We start from the raw sequence: 16,648 nt of genomic DNA on the forward strand, positions 1-16,648 counted from the left end.
TCGCGAAGCAAATTTCTTTTCAATTCAACCACTTACCAACCGCGCCGAACGTACGCCAGCTTTGCGGGGGCAAAAGGGAGGTCATTGTACACACCGACACGGAGGCTCACAAATTTGACGACGAAATGTCGCAAATCTATGTCGCATTTGTGAAAGGTTTAAAGCGATCTGCTGTGCTAGTCAAAACTTTTTTTAATTCTGACCGCAACGACTCAAAGACTACTGTGACGCAGACACCACAAGGCACGCAGCCCGGAAGGTTGCGCGCACTTGTAGAAATTTTGAGGTGCTTGGAGAGGCGGCCTGGGTAAGGCCGCCGAATCTTCAGCGAGTTGTTGCCAGTTCCTGTTGGACGCTGGCGACAGTGCGAGGCCAAGGTTTACCAGCCTGAACCTTCGCTGGCAAGGCCTTGATGGCGGAAACGGCTGCATCACGATTGGCGAAGCTGCCGTAGGTGATCACGTAGAGCGGCTTGCCATTGAGGACTTTCTTGAAATAACGGTACTCGCCACCCTGCTCCTTGACGAAGCTTTGTGCGGCGGTCTCGGAGCTGGTGCCGAGGATTTGCACCACGTAGTTACCCGGTGCCTGACCGGCGTACCAGGTGCCGCCAGCAGCTTTGGCCGCCGGAGCGGCTTTCTCGGCAGGCTTGGTCGCCGCGGCAACGGCTGGCTTGGCTGGAGCTGGAGCTGGAGCTGGCTTGGCCACTGGAGCAGGCGCAGGCTTGGCAGTGGCGACCTGAGTCGGCGCAGGCGCAGGCTTGGCCGCTGGTGTCGGCGCAGGGCCGGCAGGTACACCCGCTGGTGGTGCAGTAGTCGTAACGGTCGGCGGCGTAGCGCTGGAGCCTTCTACCGGAACGCCATCATCGCCTTCGGTGATGCCGCCCGCGGCTTCAGCCAGTGGGGCGCGCATGACCGGTTGCGAGTTACCGACCAACGGCAATGGCATCGGCTGCGTGCTGCCGGCGAATTCGACGGCCGGAGCACCGCCATTCGCGGCTGGCTGACCCTGGCCAAGCGGCAGTTGCGCCTGTTCATTGGTCGGTGCACCGGTGGTCGGCGCCTTGTTGCGACCCGGAATCAACCAGGCGGCAGCTACCGCGACCACGACCACGGCGGAAATCGCCAATACGTGTTTCTTCGGCATATTGAACCCCATTTTTGGACGCTTGACCGCTGAGCGGCTGGCGATCATGGCTTCGATCATTGCATCGCGGGCGACCTGATTGATGCTGCCAGGCCAGCCTTCGGAGCTTTCGTGAATATCAGAGATCTGATCCGCGGTGAAAAGTTCGATACCGCGACCCGCGCCTTCGAGCCGCTGCTCCAGATATTCGCGGGTTTCTTCTTCGGTGTAGGGCTGCAACTCGATGACGTGGAAGCGCTCTTCCTCGAGATGCAGAGCCTCAAGTTGACCGATCAGCGAGGTCTCACCGAACAGGAACACATGCGGGCGACCCTCAGGCGCGCCGGCAGCCAGGACCATCAGAGTCTCAAGGGCGGATTCGTCGAGTTGTTCGGCGTCATCGACCAGCAGATAGACTTCTTGCCCGGTCAGTGCGAGTTGCACCACTTGGGCCAGAATCGCGTCGGCATCAGCCTGGCCGACGTTCAGCGCCTGGGCCACCTGACGCAGCACACCGGCCGCATCGCCGGCGCCGCGGGCAGAAACCACCACACTTTGTACCGATTGCTTGTTGGTGCTGGCGACCAGGGCCTGACGCAACAGGGTCTTGCCACTGCCTTCGGGGCCAGTGACTACCAGCAGCAACTGGCTGTAGCGAGCCAGGTGATGCAGTTGTCCCAGCACGGGTTTGCGCTGGGCCGGGAAAAATTTGAAGCCAGGTACCCGCGGAGCAAAAGGGTCATGACTCAACTGGTAATGGCCGAGGAAAGCCTCGTCGGCATGCAAACTAGTCATCGTGTTCTTATTAACCTTTAAGCTGAGCCAGGGCGCGGTAGTCTGCCCCCAGCGTGGCCTGTAGAACCTCTTTCGGATAATCGTCGGTCACCACCGCTTCGCCCATGTGGCGCAGCAGCACCAGGCGCAAACGACCGTCGATCACTTTTTTATCAATGGACATGTGTTCGAGGAAATCGGCTTCTGTCATCTCTTGCGGCGGAATGACCGGCAGCCCCGCACGCTGGAACAGACGAATACCGCGATCACGCTCCTGCTCGCTGATCCAGCCGAGTCGCGCGGACATTTCCAGCGCCATTACGGTGCCAGCAGCCACTGCCTCACCATGAAGCCATACACCATAGCCCATGTGGGTTTCGATGGCGTGGCCAAACGTATGGCCCAGGTTCAAAGTGGCACGAACGCCCGTCTCTTTCTCATCGGCACCGACCACCGCCGCCTTGGCCGCGCAGGAGCGCTCGATGGCATAGGTCAGGGCTTGCTGGTCCAGACTGCGCAGGCGGTCGACGTTGTCTTCGAGCCAGGTCAGGAACGGCTCATCACAGATCAGCCCGTACTTGATGACTTCGGCCAGCCCGGCGGACAGCTCGCGCGCCGGCAAGGTGTTGAGGCTGGCGGTATCGATCAGCACCACGTTCGGCTGATAAAAGGCGCCGACCATGTTCTTGCCCAGCGGATGGTTGATCCCGGTCTTGCCGCCCACCGAGGAGTCGACCTGCGACAGCAGCGTGGTCGGAACCTGGATGAAATCGACGCCGCGCTGGTAGCAGGCGGCGGCAAAGCCGGCCATATCACCGATCACACCGCCACCGAGGGCGATCACCGTGGTGCGCCGATCATGCCGGGCGGTCAGCAGGCCGTCGAAAATCAGTTGCAGGGTTTCCCAGGTCTTGAAGGCTTCGCCGTCGGGCAGCACCACGGAAATCACCGAGAACTGCGCCAGGCTGCGGGTCAGACGCTCGAGATAGAGCGGCGCAACCGTCTCGTTGGAGATGATTGCTACTTGCCGTCCGCGAATGTGCGGGGCCAGCAGCTCAGGCTGATCCAACAAACCTTCGCCAATATGAATCGGGTAGCTGCGCTCGCCCAGATCGACCTTGAGTGTCTGCATGTGTCCCCACAGTGAAGATGGAATCAGGCGTTCTGCCCTGAGTTAACGAATATCCACGGCCTCATCTGGTGTGACGCCGTCCGGTAGCCATCCGCCACAACCTGGAGTGGTCCTGGCGGACGCCGAGGATAGCGCATTTCCCGCGGCGCTTTAACGGGGTGGCAACTGCTGCAGGCGCTCCAGAATGTCGAGTACGACCATTCGTGGCGGCCGCTCATCGGTTTCGACCACCAGGTCGGCAATTTCCCGATAAAGCGGATCGCGGATCGCCAACAGATCCCGAAGGGTCTTGGCCGGATCAGCGGTACGCAACAATGGCCGATTGCGGTCGCGAGACGTACGGCCGACCTGTTGCTCGACCGACGCATGCAGATAAACCACACGCCCACCGGCATGCAGTGCCCGACGATTGGCTTCGCGCATGACCGCGCCCCCGCCTGTCGCCAGCACCACACCGTCGTAATCGCACAGCTCGGCAATCATTGCCTGCTCGCGATCACGAAAGCCCGGTTCGCCTTCCTTATCGAAGATCCAAGGGATATTGGCGCCCGTGCGCAATTCAATTTCCTTATCGGAATCTTTGAATGGCAGGCGCAGCTCTTTGGCCAGCAACCGGCCGATGGTGCTTTTTCCAGCACCCATCGGTCCAACAAGAATCAAATTTCGCACAGAATCAATGACTCACAGCAATCGCCCGATTATTCATGATACGCGGAGTGAGGAATACCAACAGCTCGGATTTTTTCTCCGAAACCACGTCACGCCGGAAAAGGCGGCCAAGATACGGCACATCGCCAAGAAATGGCACCTTATCTACAACCTTGCTCTGAGTATTTGAGAAAACACCGCCAATGACGATGGTCTCGCCATCGTTGACCAGGACCTTGGCGTTGACTTCGTTTTTCTTGATGGGCGGTACATCCTGAACCTTGTTCAGGAAGTCCGGTTCGTCCTTGGTGACCTTGACCTCCATGATGATCCGGTTGTCGGGCGTGATCTGCGGCGTCACCTCCAGCGACAGCGAAGCCTCCTTGAACGAGACCGAAGTCGCGCCGCTGGAGCTGGCTTCCTGATAGGGAATCTCGGTGCCCTTGAGAATTTTCGCGGTTTCCTTGTCGGACGTGACCACTTTGGGCTGTGAGACGATTTCCCCGTTGCCGGTTTTCTCCATGGCCGTAAGTTCCAGGTCCAGCAAGACGTTATCGGTGATGAACGCGATGCCGATTCCCGAGGTGTTGTTGGCTACACCCATGTCGACGAACGGTGAGTTGGTGCTGGTACTGCCGGGCGTGCCGATGGTCGATGACCCATTGAGCCCATTGCTGACGCCGGAGGTGTTCCAGTTGCCCTTGTTCTGTATCGAACCGCCCCAGCGCACCCCGAGGCTTTTGTCATAGTCGACGTTGGCTTCGACTATGCGCGCCTCGATCATCACCTGACGCACGGGGATATCCAGCTGCGTAACGATCCTGCGCAACTCATCCAGCCGGTCCTGGGTCTGGTAGGCAATGATGTTGTTGGTGCGCTCATCGACAGTGATCGACCCCCGTTCGTCGGGCTTCGCTTCAGCACTGGTCACTGACTGGAAGAGCTTGGCGATGTCCGCCGCCTTGGCGTAATTGACCTGCAACAACTCCCGACGCAACGGCGCCAGATCGGCAATCTGCTTCTGCGATTCGAGCTCCTGACGCTCACGGGCAGCAATTTCATCGGCCGGCGCAACAAGCAGGACATTGCCGACCTTGCGCTTGTCCAGCCCCTTGGTTTTCAGCACCAGATCCAGCGCCTGATCCCACGGCACGTTCTGCAGACGCAGAGTAATTCCCCCCTGGACCGTATCGCTGGCCACCAGATTGAGGTTGGTGAAATCGGCGATCAGTTGCAGCACCGAGCGCACATCGATGTCCTGGAAATTCAGCGATAGCTTCTCGCCGCTATAGGCCTGTTGCCCGGCATTGCGCTTTTGCAGTTCGTCGACCGTCGCCGGGCGAACGCTGATAGTGAGCTTGTTGTCAGTCTGATAGGTCGAGTAATCGAACGTGCCGCCGGGTTCAATACTGATGGTGGCTCGATCGCCGCTCGCGCTGGCATTGACGAACTGCACGGGCGTGGCGAAATCCTTCACGTCCAGTCGCACGCGCAATCGCTCGGGCAATAAGGTTTTGGCAAATCCGACGATGATCCTGCCTTCGCGCTCTTGTATGTCGGGTGCAATCGATGGATCCGACAAGTCGATCACCACGTTGCCTTCGCCCTGGGTTCCCCGCTGGAAATCCACACCCCGAATGACCTTGCCCGCCGTCGCGGCGGCCCGAGCCGGAACCGGCATTGCTGTGGCCGCCGGCCTGGATGTCGACGGTTTGACTCCCTGCCCGACGACGACCAGCAGATTGTTGCCTTCAATTCGCGAGTCGTACGGGGCCGACTGGGCCAGGTTGATGATCAATCGCGTACGGTCCCGGGCTTCCACCACCGTTGCACTGCGGGCATTTCCACTGCCGAGATCGCGAGTCTTGCTGGCCAACTGACTGGCGACACCCGGCAAGTCCAGGGCAATCCGGGCCGGCGAATCCGTCGTGTAGCCGTGGGGCACCGGGGGTGGTGCATCGAACGACAACTTCAACTCGACACGGTCACCGGGCAGCGCAGCGACATCCAGCGCCTTGAGATTGGCTGCTTGTACCATCGGCGACAACAACGCTATCCATAGCGAAAGGCCGACGGTGGAAAGAATCCTGTTCATTATTGGAGTTCCACTATGAGTGCTCTTTCAAGGAAATGGTCCGGGGACGCTCCAGCCAAGCACCCTGACCATCCGGGACAATTTCAACCACATCGACTTGAGAGCCGCTGATCGCAACGATCCGTCCGTCGTTGCGCCCCAGGTAATCGCCGACTTTCAGCCGGTGCACCCCACCCGCCCCACGCAGCAGGGCATAGGAGCCCGTCGCATTGGAAAGGGTGCCGACCATTTGAAACTGCTCGATGTTGAAGCCTTCGAGGTATTGCTTGACCCGACCCGGGTCGGGTTTGACGTTGTGCGAGCCCCTGCGCCGGGCCGCCAGATCAGTGCTGATCTGCGGCGAAAACGGGCTGCGCAGATTCGCCGCGTTGTAAGTGAATGCCGGGTAAGACCGGAATACCGGCGTTGGTTCAATCTTCCCCGGCCCATGCAGGCGCGTTTCGTTCATGTACGCGTCCAGATCGGTGTAGTCATCGCCTGCGCCACAACCGGACAGGGCAGACAGCAACACCACCACAAAACAACGCCCCGGGATCATTGATGCTGTCCCTTGTCGTTGTAGCGGTAGGTCTTGGCGAGGATGGTCAAGCGCAGCTTCGGACCACCCTCGGGGCTGACGGGGGCAAGGTCGAAATCGTGCAAGGTGACGATTCGCGGCAACCCGGCCACACCACTGACGAAAGTGGCCAGGTCGTGGTAGTCCCCGGTGACCGTGATCTGGATCGGCAGTTCGATGTAGAACGGCTGGGCGACTTCAGGCAGCAACTTGATCTCTTCGAACTCCAGGCCGCTGCCCAGGCCCGTACGCGTGATGTCTTCCAGCAAGCCGGGCACTTCGGTGTCGCTGGGCAGTTGACGCAACAGCACGACGAAGGCGCTCTCTATCTCCTTCAACTGCCGGGTGTAGAGATCCAGATTCGCCGCCATGCGGGCCTTGTCGGCGAACTGTTCCTTGAGTGCCGACTCCTCTTCGCGCTTGAGATCGAGCTGGCTCACAAGGTCGCGGGTGGAAAAGCTATAGCCAAAGGCCAGCACCAGAAGCACGAGCAAACCAGCCACCAGACACTTGATCGCCGGCGGCCAGGAACCCATGTTGCTGGTATCCAGATCATTGATGTCGATCTTGCGCAGCCCTTCAAACCATTCAGACAGACTCATTTGCCTTCCTCCGGTTTTGCGGGCTGAGTCTGGCGAACGGTCAGCTGGAAGACGTTGGCCTGCCCCACCTGACCGGCAGCCGTGGCCTTGACTTCGGTCAGGCTCGGCGCATCGAACCAGTCTGATGCCTCCAGGTTGCGCATCAAATCCGAAACACTGTTGTTGGATTGCGCGGCGCCGGTGATGGACAGGGTCTTTGCGGTCATTTTCACCTCGGTGAAATACACGCCGTCGGGCAGGGCTCGCGCCAATTGGTCAAATATTCGCCCGCTGATCTGGCGATTACCTTGCAGGTCCTGGATGACGCCCATGCGCTCGACCAGTTGCTGGCGGCGCGCCTTGAGATCATTGATCCGGGTGATCCGCTCATCGATCTCGGCGACTTGCTTGCCGATGTAATCGTTACGGGCGACTTGCCGGTCGATGGCACCGCTGATGACCTGGTTCGCGACCAGCACCGCACCCATCGTGCCCACCATCACCGCCACCTGGACCAGCAGGAAGCGCTTGCGGCGAACTTCACGCCGCTCCTCGCGCCAGGGTAAAAGGTTGATCCGCGCCATCAGTCGAAGCTCCTGAGGGCCAGACCGCAGGCGATCATCAACGCCGGGGCATCACTCGCCAGGGCAGCACCATTGACCTTGCTGCCCAGAGTCATATCGCAAAAAGGGTTTGCGACCTGGGTCGGCGTGCCCAATTGCTGCTCGATCAAACGGTCCAGCCCCGGGATCGATGCGGTACCGCCAGCCAGCAGGACATGGTCGACGGTGCTGTACTGGCCGGAGGCAAAGAAGAAATGCAACGAGCGCGACACCTGCTGCACCAGCGCCTCTCGAAATGGCTGCAAGACCTCACCTGCATAGTCATCCGGCAAACCGCCCTTCTTTTGCGCCAGCCCCGCCTGCTCCAGCGTCAGGCCGTAGCGACGCTGGATTTCCTCGGTCAGTTGCCGACCGCCAAACAGTTGTTCGCGGGTGTAGATGATCCGCCCGTTGTGCAGCACGCTCAGGGTGGTCATGGTGGCGCCGATGTCGATCACGGCGACCGTCGAAGGTCCCCCGGAAACCGTGAGCCGACTGGCCAGCAATTCGAATGAGCGCTCCAGCGCGTAGGCCTCGACATCGACCACACGAGCGGTCAGCCCCGCCAGGGCCAGGGCGGCCTCGCGGACCTCGACGTTTTCCTTGCGACAAGCGGCGAGCAGCACGTTGACGCGCTCGGGATTGCGCCCGGAGGTGCCCTGTACTTCAAAGTCGATCGCGACTTCGTCCAGGGGATAAGGAATGTACTGATCGGCCTCGATCTTCAGCTGGCTTTCCATCTCGTCCTCGGAAAGTCCGGCCTCCATCTCGATGGTCTTGGTGATCACCGCCGAGCCCGCCACGGCCACGGCCACGTTCTTCTGGCCGGTTCTGGCCTTGGCCAGCGCGCGCGCAAGGGCCTGCCCCACGCCTTCGAGTTCGGCGATATTCTTTTCGATCACCGCGCCGACCGGCAACGGCTCGACCGCATACGCCTCGACCCGGTAGCGCTCGCCCTGACGGCTCAACTCAAGAAGTTTCACCGAGGTGGAGCTGATATCGATTCCCAAGAGCGTATTGGATTTTTTGTTGAAGAGTCCTGGCACTACCAATTCCCTATGACTTTCCGTGAGTTACGGACTCTGCAATGTCCATTGCGTTCAATCCGCCCGTCTTGACAGCAGCGCCAGCCGCGCTCCCGATCAGAAAAATGCTTATAATGCCCAGCGTTTTTTTCCGCATTTGCTCAAGCGCGGGTCGTTCTGATTTAGCCTGAACCCTGTTGCCCAATTCATTTTTACCCTGGATATCCAAAAGCCTTGATTCGTCTGCTGAAGTTTTTCGGTTGGTCCATCGTCGCGGTTTTCTGCGGACTCCTTCTGGGTCTGAGCGGGGCGTACCTCTACCTTAGTCCCGGACTTCCGTCCGTGGAGGCGCTGAGAAGCATCCAGTTGCAGATCCCTTTGCGGGTCTACAGCAGCGATAACAAGTTGATCGCAGAATTTGGCGAAATGCGCCGTACACCGATCCGTTTCGCCGACATTCCCCCCAACTTCATCAATGCGTTACTAAGTGCTGAAGACGACAATTTCGCCAACCACTACGGCGTCGATCCGAGCAGCCTGATGCGTGCCGCGACCCAGCTGGTCAAAAGCGGACACATTCAGTCCGGCGGCAGCACGATCACCATGCAGGTGGCGAAGAACTTCTTCCTGACCAGCGAACGCAGCTTTTCACGCAAGACCACCGAGATCCTCCTGGCCCTGCAGATCGAACGCCAGCTGACCAAGGACGAGATCCTCGAGCTGTACGTCAACAAGATCTATCTGGGTAACCGCGCCTACGGCATCGAGGCGGCGGCGCAGGTCTATTACGGCAAATCGATCCGCGATGTCAGCCTGGCGCAGATGGCGATGATTGCCGGCCTGCCCAAGGCGCCGTCGCGCTTCAACCCATTGGCCAACCCGGCGCGCAGCAAGGAGCGTCGCGACTGGATCCTGGGGCGCATGTACAAGCTCGGGAAAATCAGCGAGGCCGACTACACCGCTGCGGTCAACGAGCCGCTGAACGCCAGCTATCACGTGCCGACTCCGGAAGTGAACGCCCCGTACATCGCCGAAATGGCCCGTGCCGAAATGGTCGGGCGTTATGGCAGCGACGCGTATACCGAAGGCTTCCGCGTCACCACCACGGTGCCGAGCGATCTCCAGGAACTGGCCAACACCGCGGTCCACGAAGGCCTGATGACCTACGATCAGCGCCACGGCTATCGCGGGCCCGAGTCGCGGCTGCCGGGCAAGACTCGCGAAGCCTGGGCAACCGAGCTGACCAAACAACGCACCATCAGCGGCCTGGAACCGGCCATCGTGACCCTGGTCGACAAGAGCGGCCTGCAAGTGCTGACCCGCACCGGCCAGGAACACGTGAACTGGGACACCATGAAGTGGGCCCGACCGTTCCTGAACACCAACAGCATGGGGGCCAACCCGAAACAACCTTCGGACGTGGCCCAGGTCGGCGATCTGATTCGCGTGCAGCGTCAGCCTGACAATTCGCTGAAGTTCAGCCAGATCCCGCAGGCCCAGGGCGCACTGGTATCCCTGGACCCACAGAACGGTGCCATTCGCTCGCTGGTCGGCGGTTTCGCCTTCGAGCAGAGCAACTACAACCGCGCACTGCAGGCCAAGCGCCAGCCAGGCTCGAGCTTCAAGCCATTCGTCTACGCCGCCGCACTGGATAGCGGCTACACCGCCTCCAGTCTGGTGAACGACGCACCGATCGTGTTCGTCGACGAGTACCTGGACAAGGTCTGGCGTCCGAAGAACGACACCAACACCTTCCTCGGCCCGATTCGCCTGCGTGAGGCGCTGTACAAGTCGCGCAACCTGGTGTCGATCCGCTTGCTGCAAGCGATGGGCGTGGGCAAGACCATCGACTACATCACGCGCTTCGGCTTCAACAAACAGGACCTGCCACCCAACCTGTCCCTGGCGCTGGGCACCGCGACCCTGACGCCAATGGAAATCGCCACCGGCTGGAGCACCTTCGCCAACGGCGGCTACAAGATCACCCCGTTCATCATCGACAGGATCGAAAGCCGCAACGGCGACACGCTGTTCGTCGCCAACCCGCCGAGCGTGCCTCAGGGCGGCGCCGCCAGCGATGGCATTGCCGCGCCAGCCGTCCCTCAAGCCTTCACCGTCAACGCGACGCCAGGCGAAGCCCCGGGCACTACGCCGATGCCACAAGCACCCGCCGTGGCCGAACGCATCGTTGACGGGCGCACCACATACATCCTCAACAGCATGCTTGAGGACGTGATCAAGCTCGGCACCGGTCGTCGCGCGCTAGCCCTGGGCCGCCCTGACATTGCCGGCAAGACCGGTACGACCAACGAATCCAAGGACGCCTGGTTCTCCGGTTACAACGCCGATTACGTGACGACCGTGTGGACCGGTTTCGATCAACCGGAAAGCCTGGGTCGCAAGGAATTCGGCGGCACCGTCGCGCTGCCGATCTGGATGAACTACATGGGCGCCGCGCTCAAAGGCAAACCGCCGCATACGCAACCGGAGCCAGAAGGCATCCTCAGCCTGCGAGTCGATCCGATCAGCGGCCGCGCGGCCAGCCCGGGCACGCCAGGGGCCTACTTCGAGCTGTTCAAGGTCGAAGATACGCCACCGTCGGGGAACGAACTGGGCAACGGCCTGGCACCTGGCAGCCCGCTGCCAGCGGATGAAGCGGCGCCGATCGATTTGTTCTGATAGCTGCAAGTTGAAAAGCCCCGCCTTCGAAAGAAGTGCGGGGCTTTTTTTGCCTGCCTGTTTTGATATTGACTGATCCGGCCTCTTCGCGGGCAAGCCCACAGGAATCAGCGGCGTATATAAATTCGATGAACACCATCGCCCACTGTGGGCGAGCTTGCTCGCGAAGAGGCCCTCATAGGCGGCGCAAAACTGTCAGGCACAAAAAAGCCCCGACTCTCACAAGCCGGGGCTTTCATTGAATCGCTACAACGGCTTAGCCGTTGAACACGTCATCCACGCTCTTGAGCGGGTAGTTCTTCGGATACGGCAGGGTCGCCACGCCGGTCTCGATCGCAGCTTTGGCCACGGCATCGGAGATCAGGGTGATCAGACGGGCATCCATTGGCTTCGGAATGATGTACTCACGACCGAATTCCAGCTTGATGCCGCCGTAGGCGTCGCACACTTCCTGAGGTACTGGCAGCTTGGCCAGTTCACGCAGGGCGTTGGCCGCAGCCACTTTCATTTCTTCGTTGATGCGCTTGGCGCGAACGTCCAGGGCACCACGGAAGATGAAAGGGAAGCCCAGTACGTTGTTGACCTGGTTCGGGTAGTCGGAACGACCGGTGGCCATGATCACGTCGTTACGGGTCGCGTGCGCCAGCTCCGGGGAGATTTCCGGATCAGGGTTCGAGCACGCGAACACGATCGGGTTCGGCGCCATCGACAGCAGGCCTTCAGCGCTCAGCAGGTTCGGGCCGGACAGGCCAACGAACACGTCAGCGCCTTGCAGGGCGTCAGCCAGGGTGCGCTTGTCGGTCGCGTGAGCGAACACAGCCTTGTACTGGTTCAGGTCGTCACGGCCGGAGTGGATCACGCCGGTACGGTCGACCATGTAGATGTTTTCGATGTTGGCGCCCATGCTCACCAGCAACTTCATGCAGGAGATAGCGGCAGCGCCGGCACCCAGGCAGACGATCTTGGCTTCCGGCAGGGTTTTGCCAGCGATTTCCAGCGCGTTGATCATGCCGGCGGCGGTCACGATAGCGGTGCCGTGCTGGTCATCGTGGAATACCGGAATATCGCACTGCTCGATCAGAGCGCGTTCGATTTCAAAGCACTCCGGTGCCTTGATGTCTTCCAGGTTGATGCCACCGAAGGTGATGGAGATGCGCTTGACGGTGTCGATGAAGGCTTGCGGGCTTTCGGAGTCGACTTCGATGTCGAAAACGTCGATGCCGGCGAAGCGCTTGAACAGCACGCCTTTACCTTCCATCACTGGCTTGGAAGCCAATGGGCCGAGGTTACCCAGGCCGAGAATCGCGGTGCCATCGGAAATGACTGCAACCAGGTTGCCTTTGCCGGTGTACTTGTAGGCCAGTTCAGGATCGCGGGCGATCTCGCGTACTGGTTCGGCTACGCCCGGGCTGTAGGCCAGCGACAGGTCGCGGGCGGTAGCGGTGGCCTTGGTGAGCTCGACACTCAGCTTCCCTGGACGAGGATTGGCGTGATATTCGAGAGCGGCAGTTTTCAGATCAGACATTTTGGCATTCCGCTTTTACTGTTGGACAGACTGGTCAGCGAGGATACGCGCCTCGCAAAATCCCCACAAGACTGACCGGTCACCCCTGTCAAGCGCCCGGCCCTACGACTTTGGGCCAAGAGCCACAGCACACAAGGGCTAGACTGTTCACAATCGACAGAAAAAATGTCTACAATTTTTTATCACTGCATCACTTGAAACATCGCCGGGTCGGTCAAGGGCAACATCCAGCGCGCCTGACCTTCTTTCAGTCCGCCACGTCGCGAACGATCCAGCACCCAACCGCGCGCCTCGATCTGCTTGCCTTCGAGCCGTTCCAGCGAGGCTGCATCGAACCGTCCCAGCAGATTGGGCGCAACCTTCAATACAACCGAATCCTGCAATTCGATCCAAACCCCGCCGCGATTGCGTTGAACCTTGCTCACACGACCGCTGAGCACGGCAAAGCCGGAAGTGCTGATCTGCTCCGCCTTCAGTACAGGCGACTGGCGCCACACACCGAGCCCGGCCTGCCGAGCGCTGTTTTCTGCGGCTTGCTGACAGGCGACCAGATCGACATTCGGTGCCACCGCCACCTGAAACCCCAGGCCTTCGGCGAGCATTTGCGCTTCGAGGCTGGCGCCATCGGCACCGTAGACATGAGCCAGGGTGCGACCGTAATGGTCTTTGCTTTCTTTGCCGGGCAGCAAACCAACCTGCCCGTCACTCGCCGCCACCAGGGCTTCAAGTCGCTTGCGCGCGACCACGGCGAACGGTTCGTCGGAACGGCCATTCTTGCCCAGCTCCGGCGTGTTCAAGCCGATCATGCGCACGCTGCGGCCATCGCTCAGGCGCAGGGTGTCGCCGTCCACCACCCGCTGCACCGCGACGGGCGTCAGGCCGCCGGGTGCCGGGCAAAACGCCTGGGCGCCGGATAGCCAAATCGCGGACATAAAAAAGGCGCCCGCGAGGGACGCCTTTTTCATCAGCATGGAAAAACCGGAACGGCTTCCCAAGTTGATTGGCCTTAGGCCTTTTTCGCGCCGAAAGCACCGAAACGGTCGGCGAAGCGCTGTACGCGGCCGCCAGTGTCCAGAGTCTTCTGCTTACCGGTGTAGAACGGGTGGCATTCGTTGCAAACGTCGATCGCCAGGGCTTTGCCGAAGGTCGAACGGGTTTCGAACTTGTTGCCGCAGCTGCAGGTAACAGCAACTGCCGGGTATTCTGGATGGATATCAGCTTTCATGGTGTCTTCCTCAGGCTAGCGTGCCGCCACCCAACACTATTGTTGAATACCGCACGTAATTAGGCCGCGGATTCTACCAGACAATCCTGATCACGCAAGCTGTCCCTGAGACCGACCGTCTGCTAGGCTCCCGGCCTCAAGCGCATTCCCATGTGGGAGCGGGCTTGCTCGCGAAAGCGGTGTGTCAGGCGATAAATGCGTTGACTGACACTCCTTCTTCGCGAGCAAGCCCGCTCCCACAATTGATCTGCGTCCACCCCTTCTTTATGTTGCCTGCTAACCGAGATCCCCCCGCGTGCCCGACGCCATTTTGCGCCTCGCCCTGCCTTCGCCGCTGCGCCGCCTGTTCGACTACCGCGCTCCGGCTGGCGTACTGCGCGCCCAGTTGCACCCCGGCATGCGCCTGCGGGTACCGTTTGGCCGGCGCGAGATGATCGGCATTCTGGTGGAAGTCACCGACACCAGCGAAGTGCCAGTCGAGAAGCTCAAGCCGGCCCTGGCCCTGCTTGACGCTACGCCACCGCTGCCACCCGCGCTGTTCAAGTTGTGTCTGTGGACGTCCCAGTATTACCAGCACAGCCTTGGCGACACCTTGAGCTGGGCGCTGCCGGTTTTGCTGCGCCAGGGTGAGCTGGCTGAAGCGCGCCAGGAGCGTTTCTGGTCTGCCGTGCCAGGGGCAAGCCTCGATGATCCGCGCATCGCCCGCGCCCCGCGCCAGCGTGAAGCCCTGGCCACGCTGGCCCAGCACCCCCACGGCGTCGCCCATCAATTGCTGAGCAAACTGATGCTGAGCAAGGACAGCCTGGATTTGCTGCTGGCCAAGGACCTGGTGCAGGTCGAGATCCGCCGGCACGCCCCGGGTGCACGCCACGAACACTGGCTGGCGCAACCGGAACTCCCGCTGAACCCGGAGCAGCGCGCTGCCTATGAGGCGATTCGCGCCGGCTTCGACAGTTATCACGCGTTCCTGCTGGCCGGCGTCACCGGCAGCGGCAAGACCGAAGTTTATCTGCAATTGATCCGCGAAACCCTTGAGGCCGGCAAGCAGGCGCTGGTGCTGATCCCGGAAATCAACCTCGGCCCGCAGACCCTGGCGCGCTTCGAACAGCGTTTCAATGCCCGGATCGCGCTGATCCATTCGGCGGTCAATGACCGCGAACGCCTCGAGGCCTGGCTGGCCGCCCGGGACGGTGAGGCCGACATCATCATAGGCACCCGCTCGGCCCTGTTCACACCGATGAAGAACCCAGGCCTGATCATCATCGACGAAGAGCACGACGGCTCCTATAAACAGCAGGAAGGTTTGCGCTATCACGCCCGTGATCTGGCATTGGTGCGGGCGCGACAGGAAAACATCCCGATTGTCCTCGGCTCCGCCACCCCTTCGCTGGAAAGCCTGCACAACGCCTACACCGGTCGCTATGGGTTGCTGCGCTTGAACGAGCGTGCCGGCGGCGCCAAACAGCCGCGCTTCCTGCGTCTGGATGTCAAAAGCCGCCCGCTGGACAGCGGCATTTCCGGGCCGATGCAACAAGCCATCGGCCAGACCCTGGCCGCCGGGCAGCAGGTCCTGGTGTTCCTCAACCGCCGCGGCTTCGCCCCGACCCTGCTGTGCCATGACTGCGGCTGGATGTCCGAGTGCCAGCGCTGTGATGCGCGGATGACCGTGCATCAGCGTTACGGCGAGCTGCGCTGCCACCATTGCGGCTACGTCGAACGCGTGCCGCGCCAGTGCCCGAAGTGCAGCAAGGTCGATCTGCGCCCCGTTGGCGCCGGCACCGAGCGGGCCGAGGAGCGCCTGGCGATTCTGTTCCCGGACTATCCGGTGCTGCGGGTCGACCGCGATAGCACATCGCGCAAGGATGCGATGAACCAGTTGTTCGCGACCATTCAAAAAGGCCAGCCGTGCATCCTGATCGGCACGCAGATGCTTGCCAAGGGTCACCACTTCCCACGGGTGACGCTGGTGTCGATCCTTGACGCTGACGGCGGCCTGTTCTCCGGTGACTTCCGCGCCAGCGAGCGCATGGCTCAACTGATCGTCCAGGTCGCCGGCCGTGCCGGTCGCGCCGAAGAGCCGGGCAAGGTGATTATCCAGACACACCTGGCCGACCATCCGCTGCTGATCCAGCTGACCGAGCAGGGCTACTTCGCCTTTGCCGAGCAAGCCTTGAGCGAGCGACGCGCTGCCGGCCTGCCGCCATTTGCGCACTTGGCGCTACTGCGGGCCGAGGCGCATAAACCGGGCCAGGCCGAAGGCTTCCTCGATGAGGCTTGCAGCGAGGCGGAGCGTTTGCTGGCCGAGCAGAATCTGACGGGAATCGAGCTACTGGGACCGGTCCCGGCACCGATGGAGCGCCGGGCCGGGCGTTATCGTGCGCAGCTGTTGGTACAGGCTACGGCGCGGGCACCCTTGCATCGATTGCTGGCCAGTTGGTTGCTGCTGCTGGAGCAGATGCCGAGTGGACGGGCGGTGCGCTGGTCTTTGGATGTTGATCCGGTCGATTTGTATTGAAAGGTCAAAAGATCGCAGCCTTCGGCAGCTCCTACAGAAACGCGCAATCCGTGTAGGAGCTGCCGAAGGCTGCGATCTTTGCCTCTTTTGTCACCACACATCCATATCCTGCCTGCTATGGTTGGCAAGCCCGTCTTCGCAACGGATAATGCCCAGTTTTTCCACC

13 protein-coding genes are annotated in these 16,648 nt (G+C 60.9%); 2 read left to right on the forward strand and 11 right to left on the reverse strand.

The window, feature by feature from the left end:
• Window positions 1-324 precede the first annotated feature (324 nt).
• The 8 genes from ASD95_RS21895 to ASD95_RS21930 form a co-directional block, all read right to left on the reverse strand.
• On the reverse strand, window positions 325-1,920 hold the full coding sequence (locus ASD95_RS21895) for an AAA family ATPase (protein ID WP_056725691.1): 1,596 nt from the start codon (window positions 1,918-1,920) through the stop codon (window positions 325-327).
• Between the two features lie 10 nt (window positions 1,921-1,930).
• A complete protein-coding gene (gene aroB, locus ASD95_RS21900; protein ID WP_056725692.1) occupies window positions 1,931-3,031 on the reverse strand; it encodes a 3-dehydroquinate synthase in 1,101 nt (366 codons plus the stop codon).
• Window positions 3,032-3,181: 150 nt separating this feature from the next.
• Entirely contained in the window at window positions 3,182-3,700 is a 519-nt protein-coding gene (gene aroK / locus ASD95_RS21905; protein ID WP_056725695.1) for a shikimate kinase AroK, read from the reverse strand.
• Between the two features lie 4 nt (window positions 3,701-3,704).
• Window positions 3,705-5,774, reverse strand: a complete 2,070-nt coding sequence (gene pilQ, locus ASD95_RS21910; protein ID WP_056725697.1) for a type IV pilus secretin PilQ — start codon at window positions 5,772-5,774, stop codon at window positions 3,705-3,707.
• 13 nt (window positions 5,775-5,787) lie between these two features.
• Window positions 5,788-6,312 carry a pilus assembly protein PilP gene (locus ASD95_RS21915; protein ID WP_056725698.1) on the reverse strand — a complete coding sequence of 175 codons (525 nt, stop codon included), beginning with the start codon at window positions 6,310-6,312 and terminating at the stop codon, window positions 5,788-5,790.
• The gene (locus tag ASD95_RS21920) at window positions 6,309-6,932 is read right to left on the reverse strand and encodes a type 4a pilus biogenesis protein PilO (protein ID WP_056725700.1); all 624 of its coding nucleotides are present in this window, start codon (window positions 6,930-6,932) and stop codon (window positions 6,309-6,311) included. Before ASD95_RS21920 ends, ASD95_RS21915 begins: the two co-directional genes overlap by 4 nt.
• Window positions 6,929-7,495, reverse strand: a complete 567-nt coding sequence (locus tag ASD95_RS21925; RefSeq protein ID WP_056725702.1) for a PilN domain-containing protein — start codon at window positions 7,493-7,495, stop codon at window positions 6,929-6,931. Before ASD95_RS21925 ends, ASD95_RS21920 begins: the two co-directional genes overlap by 4 nt.
• Window positions 7,495-8,559, reverse strand: coding sequence for a pilus assembly protein PilM (locus ASD95_RS21930; protein ID WP_056725704.1), 1,065 nt, complete (start codon window positions 8,557-8,559; stop codon window positions 7,495-7,497). The genes ASD95_RS21925 and ASD95_RS21930 overlap by 1 nt, the downstream gene beginning before the upstream one ends.
• A 216-nt stretch (window positions 8,560-8,775) precedes the next feature.
• On the opposite strand from ASD95_RS21930, the gene ASD95_RS21935 reads away from it, so the two are divergent.
• Window positions 8,776-11,217 carry a penicillin-binding protein 1A gene (locus tag ASD95_RS21935; RefSeq protein ID WP_411741804.1) on the forward strand — a complete coding sequence of 814 codons (2,442 nt, stop codon included), beginning with the start codon at window positions 8,776-8,778 and terminating at the stop codon, window positions 11,215-11,217.
• Window positions 11,218-11,473: 256 nt separating this feature from the next.
• Here ASD95_RS21935 and ASD95_RS21940 read toward each other — a convergent pair whose 3' ends face one another.
• From ASD95_RS21940 to rpmE, 3 genes are all read right to left on the reverse strand, one after another.
• Window positions 11,474-12,742, reverse strand: a complete 1,269-nt coding sequence (locus ASD95_RS21940) for a malic enzyme-like NAD(P)-binding protein (RefSeq protein ID WP_056725708.1) — start codon at window positions 12,740-12,742, stop codon at window positions 11,474-11,476.
• A 182-nt stretch (window positions 12,743-12,924) separates the two neighbouring features.
• Window positions 12,925-13,713 (reverse strand): thermonuclease family protein, encoded by a 789-nt coding sequence (locus tag ASD95_RS21945; RefSeq protein WP_056725710.1) that lies wholly within the window; start codon window positions 13,711-13,713, stop codon window positions 12,925-12,927.
• 35 nt (window positions 13,714-13,748) lie between these two features.
• Window positions 13,749-13,967, reverse strand: coding sequence for a 50S ribosomal protein L31 (rpmE, locus tag ASD95_RS21950; RefSeq protein ID WP_008047849.1), 219 nt, complete (start codon window positions 13,965-13,967; stop codon window positions 13,749-13,751).
• A gap of 295 nt (window positions 13,968-14,262) precedes the next feature.
• On the opposite strand from rpmE, the gene ASD95_RS21955 reads away from it, so the two are divergent.
• Window positions 14,263-16,482, forward strand: coding sequence for a primosomal protein N' (locus tag ASD95_RS21955; protein ID WP_056725711.1), 2,220 nt, complete (start codon window positions 14,263-14,265; stop codon window positions 16,480-16,482).
• The last annotated feature ends 166 nt before the right edge of the window (window positions 16,483-16,648 follow it).

The organism is Pseudomonas sp. Root71, from assembly GCF_001429045.1.
In the GTDB taxonomy this organism is placed as follows: domain Bacteria; phylum Pseudomonadota; class Gammaproteobacteria; order Pseudomonadales; family Pseudomonadaceae; genus Aquipseudomonas; species Aquipseudomonas monachiensis.